7 protein-coding genes and 1 pseudogene are annotated in these 7,918 nt (G+C 31.9%); 2 read left to right on the top strand and 6 right to left on the bottom strand.

All coding sequences use genetic code 11. From position 1 onward, the window contains the following. From Q0C58_RS10515 to Q0C58_RS10500, 4 genes and pseudogenes are all read right to left on the bottom strand, one after another. Nucleotides 1-191, bottom strand: a pseudogene (locus Q0C58_RS10515) (hypothetical protein); the annotation flags it as partial. A gap of 11 nt (nucleotides 192-202) precedes the next feature. Further along, the gene (locus Q0C58_RS10510) at nucleotides 203-1,546 is read right to left on the bottom strand and encodes a hypothetical protein (protein WP_290701113.1); all 1,344 of its coding nucleotides are present in this window, start codon (nucleotides 1,544-1,546) and stop codon (nucleotides 203-205) included. A 12-nt stretch (nucleotides 1,547-1,558) separates the two neighbouring features. Then, on the bottom strand, nucleotides 1,559-2,815 hold the full coding sequence (locus tag Q0C58_RS10505; protein ID WP_290701111.1) for a choice-of-anchor B family protein: 1,257 nt from the start codon (nucleotides 2,813-2,815) through the stop codon (nucleotides 1,559-1,561). A 10-nt stretch (nucleotides 2,816-2,825) separates the two neighbouring features. Next, nucleotides 2,826-4,337, bottom strand: a complete 1,512-nt coding sequence (locus tag Q0C58_RS10500; protein WP_290701109.1) for a choice-of-anchor B family protein — start codon at nucleotides 4,335-4,337, stop codon at nucleotides 2,826-2,828. Nucleotides 4,338-4,519: 182 nt separating this feature from the next. Between Q0C58_RS10500 and thiL the strand changes: the two genes are divergently transcribed. Next, nucleotides 4,520-5,566 carry a thiamine-phosphate kinase gene (thiL, locus tag Q0C58_RS10495; protein ID WP_290701106.1) on the top strand — a complete coding sequence of 349 codons (1,047 nt, stop codon included), beginning with the start codon at nucleotides 4,520-4,522 and terminating at the stop codon, nucleotides 5,564-5,566. Here thiL and Q0C58_RS10490 read toward each other — a convergent pair. Both Q0C58_RS10490 and Q0C58_RS10485 read right to left on the bottom strand, forming a co-directional pair. After that, the gene (locus tag Q0C58_RS10490) at nucleotides 5,563-5,805 is read right to left on the bottom strand and encodes a hypothetical protein (protein ID WP_290701103.1); all 243 of its coding nucleotides are present in this window, start codon (nucleotides 5,803-5,805) and stop codon (nucleotides 5,563-5,565) included. The two genes, thiL and Q0C58_RS10490, sit on opposite strands and share 4 nt — an antisense overlap. A gap of 88 nt (nucleotides 5,806-5,893) precedes the next feature. After that, nucleotides 5,894-6,673 carry an alpha/beta hydrolase gene (locus tag Q0C58_RS10485; protein WP_290701101.1) on the bottom strand — a complete coding sequence of 260 codons (780 nt, stop codon included), beginning with the start codon at nucleotides 6,671-6,673 and terminating at the stop codon, nucleotides 5,894-5,896. Between the two features lie 71 nt (nucleotides 6,674-6,744). On the opposite strand from Q0C58_RS10485, the gene Q0C58_RS10480 reads away from it, so the two are divergent. Then, on the top strand, nucleotides 6,745-7,918 hold a 1,174-nt coding region (locus tag Q0C58_RS10480; protein WP_290701099.1), incomplete at its 3' end, for a branched-chain amino acid transport system II carrier protein.

Here is a 7,918-nt window from a genome sequence, read left to right as displayed (position 1 = left end):
ACTTCTCCATTTGCGTTTGTGTATTCGGTGTTTTCAAAATTAGAACTTGAAATTGCAGTTCCATCCCAATTATTAGAAAATTTAAAACTTGTATTTACTTCATTTTTAGCAACTAAGTTATCATCATTGTCTTCACTACAAGATGTATATACTAACGTGATTAATAATAATAATGCGAAAATTTTTTTCATTTTAATCTTTTTTACTCAATGTTTATTATTAATAAATCTGTGAATCCTTTATTTTCAATTATATCCTCATCGTTACTGGTTGTATCACCAATTACAACTATTTTTTTATTATTTAATTCTGTAATTCCGTAGGCAAAATCTATGTTTGTTCCACCAATAGAGGCTTCCCATTCTATTGTTCCATTACTATCTACTTTTATAGCCCAAGCATCGTTTTGTCCTTTGTTTTCTGAAACATCTACATCATTACTTCTAGAACTTCCTGCTATTAAAAAGCCTCCATCTTGAGTGGCAGAAATGTCTCTTGCTACATCAAAGCTTGTTCCTCCAATAGTTTTTTCCCAAATTAACTCTCCTAAAGGAGAAATTTTAATTAGCCACAAATCTGCAGCTCCTATATTATTAGAAACGTTTACATCGTTGCTTCTAGTATCTCCAGCGATTAGAAAATTACCATCTCCAGATTTTACTATAGACCATGCTTGATCTATTTCATCTCCTCCAAAAGATTTTTCCCATACTATTGCACCAGTTGACGACACTTTAATTACCCAAAAATCGTAAGAACCAATATTATTAGAAATATCTGTATCCATACTGTCTGATCCTCCTACTATAATAAAGCCATTATCGTTAGTTTGAACTACGCTTTCTGGAGTATCTGTAAATAATCCTCCATAAAACTTACTCCATTCTATTGTGCCGGAAGCGTCTAATTTTATTGCCCAATAATCACCACCTGCATGTTTGTTGTTAGATTTTGAAGTGTTGCCTTCACCATTAGATGCTGTAACATCTAAAATACCAGTAACAAAATATCCAGAATCATTAGTTTGAATAACTGATACTCCAAAGTCGGAACCTTGAAAACCAAAGGATTTTTGCCATGAAATATTTCCTGTTGCATCTAGTTTAGCTAACCAATAATCGTTTTGGCCATTATTACCAGAAACATCTTCGTTATTACTTAAGCTAGAACCTATAATAGCGTAACCACCATCTGTAGTTTGAATAATGTCTTGACCTTTATCGTCTTCGGTTCCACCATAGGTTTTATTCCATTGTATTTCATTTTCTTCATTAAATTTTAGTAGCCAAAAATCGAAGCTTTCGTTCTGTTTGTCTGTAATATCACCATCCATACTTTGGGTAAAACCAAGTATAGCGTAGCCACCATCGCTAGTGTTTACAATTTCTTGAGCACTGTCGTTTTTAGAACCTCCAAAAGTTTTGATAGAAGACACTATGCCAGAGGCAGAAGTGTTAGAGTTTATAACTCCATCGTCGTCATTTTTACAACTTATTACAGTTATTAAAATAAAGAAATAGAGTAGTAATGGTGATTTATAATTCATTTTATAATATTATTAATTACTTTTTCTAACTATAAAAAGACCTCCTTCTATATCACTAATTATAATATTACCACTAGGGAAATAAGGGTAAACACTCCAGACACCATTACAGTTTGCGCTATCGCTAGATGGGAATGTATCGAAAAAAGCAGTTTCTGTCATGGCATTAGTTGGAGCCGCAATATTTGAGATGTCTAATATTCTTAGTCCAGCTCTATAATTAGCTAGGTAATATTCGTTGCCTTTTACATAACCATTATGGTCTATTGCAGTAGTTGTACCAAAATAAGATGAAGATAAGATAGGGTTATCTAAATCTGTAAAATTAAAAATTAAGGTTTTAGTGTTAAAACCAAAGCCTTGTTCGTCTAATTCGTCTCCTAAAATAAAATAAGTATGGTCTTCTGTAAACCAACCTTGATGTGCATAGCCAATTTGTGGATATGTGAACTCACTAATTGGTATTACGTTAGATTTATCTGTAACATCTAGTATTACAACTTTATCGGTATTACCATTGCTACCAACATATATTTGTTTTCCTGTATATTGAGTATCAGGACCATTATAAGTTATTACTTGAGCATCATGAGAATATCCTCCTGCAGAGTAGTCTCCTAAAAGTGTAGGATTTAATGGGTTAGAAATGTCTATAAAAATTGGCCCACCACCATTAGTGGAAGAACATCCAACTAGGTAAGCTACAGCTTCACTTTCGTTTATTACAATATTATGGCAACTTCCAACATCTGTGTATAAAGCATCTGCAGTGAAATCTTCTGGAGCGTTAGCTACGTTTCTTAGATGTGTTAAATCGAAAACTTGCATACCATGTGGTCCTGCACTATCTGCTATAATAAAAGCATGGTTGTTGTATACTTTTATATCTCTCCAAGCGCTTGAGTTAGTGTTTGTATTTAATTTACCTAAAAAAATAGGATTTGTTGGATCTGTAATATCTATAAAAGCAGTGCTATTTGTTAAGCCAATAAGAGCATATTCGTCACCATTTATAGGGTCTATCCATCCCCAGATATCACTACCTTTTACAGTAGCATTACCTCCTAATGTTTCGGCATTTATAGCAGATAGTAAATCTATTCCATTACATGGGTAAATGCCTGCCATTCCATCTACGCACGGCGATTGAGTTGTAGTAGCAGCATGAGAAGGAGTGTTTTCTATATCTGAAGAATCGTCATTAGAACAATTATTAAGAGTAAAAATAAGAGTAAAACATATTACTGTAAATGACGTAATTCTTTTCATTTTTTCATTTTTATTTTATAACAAGTTTTTTAGTTATAAAATTATTAATTTTAACTAAGTAAACACCAGTTGAATAGTCGCTAACAGGTAAAACGAATTGCAAAGTATTAATATTGTCTTTTTTAAACATTTCTTGTCCAAGAATACTATAAATTTCTACATTTTTAATAGTAATATTATTATCGCTCTTTAAAGTTGAAGAAGCAGTAGTTGGGTTTGGAGATAAAGAGAAACTTGTTGTTAATTCAAATTCGGGTGTGTTTAAAGTACCGCTTTTTCTAACAACAAATAAACCACGTTCGATATCACTAATTATTATGTTTCCACTTGTAAAATAAGGGTAAACACTCCATGCACCATTAAAACTATCGCTATTACTTTGTGGGAAAGTATCAAAGAAACCAATTTCGGCGTTTGTGTTATTAGTAGATGTTAAAATCGAAACATCTAAAACGCGTAAACCAGCTCTATAATTTGCTAAAAAAAATTCATTGCCTTTTACATAACCATTGTGATCAATTGCTGCAGTTGGTCCAAAATAGTCATTTATTAATGTAGCTGCATTATTCAAAAAATCTGCATCTAAATCATTAAAATCAAAAATAAGTGTTCTTGTATTATTACCAAAATTTCGTTCATCAAGTTCGTCTCCTAGTATAAAATAACGTTGGTTATCAGTAAACCAACCTTGATGTGCATAGCCTATTTGAGAATAACTAAATTGGTTTATTGAAATTATATTATTTTTATCAGTAACGTCTAAAATAACAACTTCATCTGTATTGCCATTGCTTCCAATGTATATTTGTTTTCCAGTATAATCTGTGTCTGGTCCGTTATATGTAACTACTTGTGCATCGTGAGAGTATCCGCCAATTGTGTAGTCTCCTAAAACTGTTGGATTGGCAGGATTAGTTATATCCACAAAAATTGGCCCTCCTCCATTTGCAGAACTACAACCTACTAAATAGGCAATACCTTCAGACTCGTTAATAACAATATTGTGACAACTACCAATAACTAAATCACCAGTTCCGCCATCGCCTTGATATCTTAAAACTTGACTGCCATCATAGGTTAAATCTGGATCTACACCATTTCTTAGTATAGTTAAATCGAATACTTGCATACCATGATTACCAATAATGTCTGCAACAATAAAAGCATGATTATTATATACTTTTACATCTCTCCAAAAAGAAGTATTACCATTTGCTGTTTCTATACGACCAAGAAAAATTGGATTAACAGGATCTGTAACATCTACAAAAGCTGTACTATTAGTAGTAGCTACAATAGCATATTCTTTACCGTCAAGATCATCTGTCCATCCCCAAATATCACTACCTTCTTCATTACCTAAAGTTGTTGCTAATGTTGAGATTGGGATTCTAGACATTAAATCGTAATCGTTACAAGGATATATACCTGCCATTCCAGAATCGCAAGGTGTAATTTGCGCTTGAGTTAAAGTTTGGAACGAAAAACAAACTAATAAGGCTAGAAAGTAATTTTTAAACATCAAGACAATTTTTAAAAAATGCAATACGAAATTAATAAAAAAACTCTCAAACCTAGCCTGTTTTCTTTGTTTTCTTAAAGCTAAATTGCAATTTAGTGTATTGTATAAATTGAGTTTCCATTATAAAAACAATTAAAAGTTATTTTAACCTACTTTTTAATTCATCTTCTTATTTTTGCAATATGATAGAAGATAAAAATCAAGCACGTACGCCTTTAAGTGAATTAGGAGAGTTTGGACTTATAGACCACCTTACAAAACAGTTTGAAATAAACCATAAGTCTACTGTAAAAAGCATTGGTGATGATGCAGCTGTTTTAGATATTAAAAGTAAGCAAATTGTAGTTACAACAGACATGTTAGTAGAAGGTGTACATTTCGATTTAAGTTATGTACCTTTAAAACATTTAGGATATAAGTCTGTGGTTGTAAACCTATCTGATGTTTATGCTATGAATGCCGAAGCAACTCAAATTACAGTTTCTATTGCTGTATCTAACCGTTTTCCTTTAGAAGCTTTGGAAGCTTTATATGAAGGAATTGCATTAGCTTCAAAAATATATAATATAGATGTTGTTGGAGGAGATACAACATCATCCACTTCTGGATTAATAATTTCTGTTACTGCTATTGGTGTTGTTGAAACTAAAGATGTAGTGTATAGAGCAGGAGCAAAACCTAACGATTTATTGGTTGTAACTGGTGATTTAGGAGGCGCTTATATGGGACTTCAAATTTTAGAACGTGAGAAGGAAGTGTTTAAAGTGAATCCAAATAATCAACCAGATTTATATGCTTACACTTATGTTATGGAGCGCCAATTAAAACCAGAAGCAAGAAAAGATATTATTAAGTTGCTAAAGGATTTAGACGTAAAACCAACAGCTATGATTGATGTAAGTGACGGTTTGTCTTCAGAAATTCTTCACATCTGCAAAGCAAGTAAAGTAGGTTGCGATTTATATGAAGAAAAATTACCTCTTGATCCACAGGTAATTTCAACTTGCGAAGAATTTAATATGGATAGCACAACAGTTGTATTAAATGGAGGTGAGGATTACGAGTTGTTGATGACGATTTCTCAGGAGGATTTTCCAAAAATAAAAGCAAATCCTAATTTAACCGTTATAGGTTATATTACAGATGAAAGTGTTGGAACTAATTTGGTAACAAGAGGAGAAACAAAAATACCATTGCAGGCACAAGGTTGGAAAAATTTTGAAAATTAAGACGTCATTTTATAGGCAGTTTGCAGTTCTTCTCTACGAAGTTTTGCCTGCCTTTTACTATGAATTCTAGATAATATAGAATTTATTTCTTTGTATTTGGGAGTAAGCTTAATTAATTGGCCATTACCGTTGGTAGTTAATTGATTCCTGCAGTGCGAACATTTGTATTCTTTAACATGATAAGTGACTTTTTTTGAAACTTCAAAATCATGGCCAAAAACAGTACAATATAAAGACATAGGTGTTTAATTTTAATGTAAATTTATATATAGGTTTGATTAATAGGGGCTTAAACATATATAAAAAAATCAAAAACAAGACGAAAAGTTATATTTTTTCGACGAAATGCACTATCTCTGTAATAAAATTCTTTCTATTTTCTATATGGCTCATGTGTCCTTCAGAAAAAACATGGGTTTCTATATTGTGTTTTTTTGTAAACATAAGTATCTCTTTACTTTTTAAAATAGTATCTTTTTTTCCTAATAAAACAACTTTTTTAAAAGTCGCTTCAATAAAAAATGCCGAAGCATCCTCGCGTAATCTCATACCTTCATTTGCTGCCATATAACCTTGAACAGGAGTTTTTAATGCAACTTCTAAAGCATTATTATAAGCTTCAATATGTTTTAACTTGCTTTCAGCACTAAAAAGGTTGGCAAAACTCATACGCACCATATTTTCGTAATTGGTTTGTACCATTTTGTTAGCGCGAGCTCTTAATTGTTTTCTTTGGTCATCGTCAGCTTCATAAGTAGAATTCAATAAGCATAAGCCTTTAATACTTTCAGGATACAATTTTGCAAAGGCCAATGCCACATAACCACCCATTGAGTGACCAATAAAAGTGTATTTTCTGAGCTTTAAATGTTTTAAAACAGAGTAAACTGCATCTGCCATATCTTCCATTTTATGAACATAGCCTAGACACCCTGTTTTTCCATGGCCTAACAAATCTATAGAAATAACTCTATTTTTTTTGGTAAGTTCTGGTACTAAGTCGCTCCACATTGATTGGTCTTCTAGAAAGCCATGAAGTAAAACAATAACAGGGCCTTTGCCAGAATCTGTATAAAAAATGTTGATGCCTTTGTTTTCTAATATCATTTTAAAGTATATTACACAATATATAATTAAGAGCTTTTCTAAAGTAGAATTAAGTTCATTTTTTTAATATAATGAATAAAACTAAAAATTTATTAGTCACCAGCTTTGCTTTGTTTTCTCTGTTTTTTGGAGCAGGAAATTTATTGTTACCACCACTTTTAGGCTATAATGCTGGAGAAAATTGGTTATGGGTAATCTTAGGGTTTATAATTACAGCAGTAGTAATACCTATAATTGGTATTTATGCGCATGCAAAACTACAAGGTACTTTATACGATTTCGGTAAAAAAGTATCACCTATTTTTAGTTTTATTTATTGCGTGCTCATTTATATTATTTCAGTTGCCATTCCATCACCAAGAACAGCAGCAGCAACTCATGAAATTGCAATACATCCAAATTTTGGGACGTCACCATTATTAACAAGTAGTATTTATTTTGTTTTAGTATTACTTTTTACTTTAAATAGATCTAAAATATTAAATGTTATAGGTAAGTATTTAACGCCATTTATAGTAATTATGTTGCTTTTGGTTATTGGTATTGGTTTGTTTTCTGCACAAATGGTCACTAATCCATCTCAGTTTAAAGCACCAGTTGTAAACGGTATTATAGAAGGTTATCAAACCTTCGATGCTATTGGAGCAGCAGTGGTTGGAGCAGTAATAATAATTTCAATTAATTTAAAAACAAACGCTTCTTTTGAAGCTAAAAAAAGCCTGATTAAAAAATCAGGACTTATAGCAGGATTAGGATTATTTATTATATACGCTGGATTAATTTCTGTAGGTGCGTTTTATGGCTCAGAGATAAATATTAATAGCGCATTAAGTAGCGATATGCAGCGCGCAAATTTGTTGAGCGGAATTAGCACAAAAGCGCTCGGAGCTTTTGGAAACACCGTTTTAAGCATACTAATAGCCTTGGCATGTTTTACAACAGCAGTAGGTATTGTAACAGGAACAGCAGATTATTTTAAAGGGCTAATTAATAATTCTCAAACCGTTTATATAATTACTGCAATTGTAGCTTGCGTATTCGGAGTAGTGGTTGGGCAGTTAGATTTTCATTCAATTATAGTTATTGCATTACCGATTTTGTTGTTTATTTACCCAATAACCATAGTGTTAATTCTACTAAATGCAGTGCCTAATAAATTTGCTTCTAAAACTATATTTAGAGTTGTTGTTTTACTTACCTTTATATTTAGTATTCCAGATGTGCTTAATTTTATTACGCCATCTA

The organism is Lacinutrix sp. (assembly GCF_023299985.1).
Taxonomy (GTDB): Bacteria; Bacteroidota; Bacteroidia; order Flavobacteriales; family Flavobacteriaceae; genus Lacinutrix.
The sequence above is the reverse complement of the archived record's forward strand: the minus strand, read 5'-3'. Positions and strand labels throughout refer to the sequence as shown.

Excerpts from the sequence above, each read along its gene's own strand:
- Q0C58_RS10510 (WP_290701113.1), bottom strand. The coding sequence starts at position 1,546 with ATGAATTATAAATCACCATTACTACTCTATTTCTTTATTTTAATAACT.
- Q0C58_RS10505 (WP_290701111.1), bottom strand. The coding sequence starts at position 2,815 with ATGAAAAGAATTACGTCATTTACAGTAATATGTTTTACTCTTATTTTT.
- Q0C58_RS10500 (WP_290701109.1), bottom strand. The coding sequence starts at position 4,337 with ATGTTTAAAAATTACTTTCTAGCCTTATTAGTTTGTTTTTCGTTCCAA.
- thiL (WP_290701106.1), top strand. The coding sequence starts at position 4,520 with ATGATAGAAGATAAAAATCAAGCACGTACGCCTTTAAGTGAATTAGGA.
- Q0C58_RS10490 (WP_290701103.1), bottom strand. The coding sequence starts at position 5,805 with ATGTCTTTATATTGTACTGTTTTTGGCCATGATTTTGAAGTTTCAAAA.
- Q0C58_RS10485 (WP_290701101.1), bottom strand. The coding sequence starts at position 6,673 with ATGATATTAGAAAACAAAGGCATCAACATTTTTTATACAGATTCTGGC.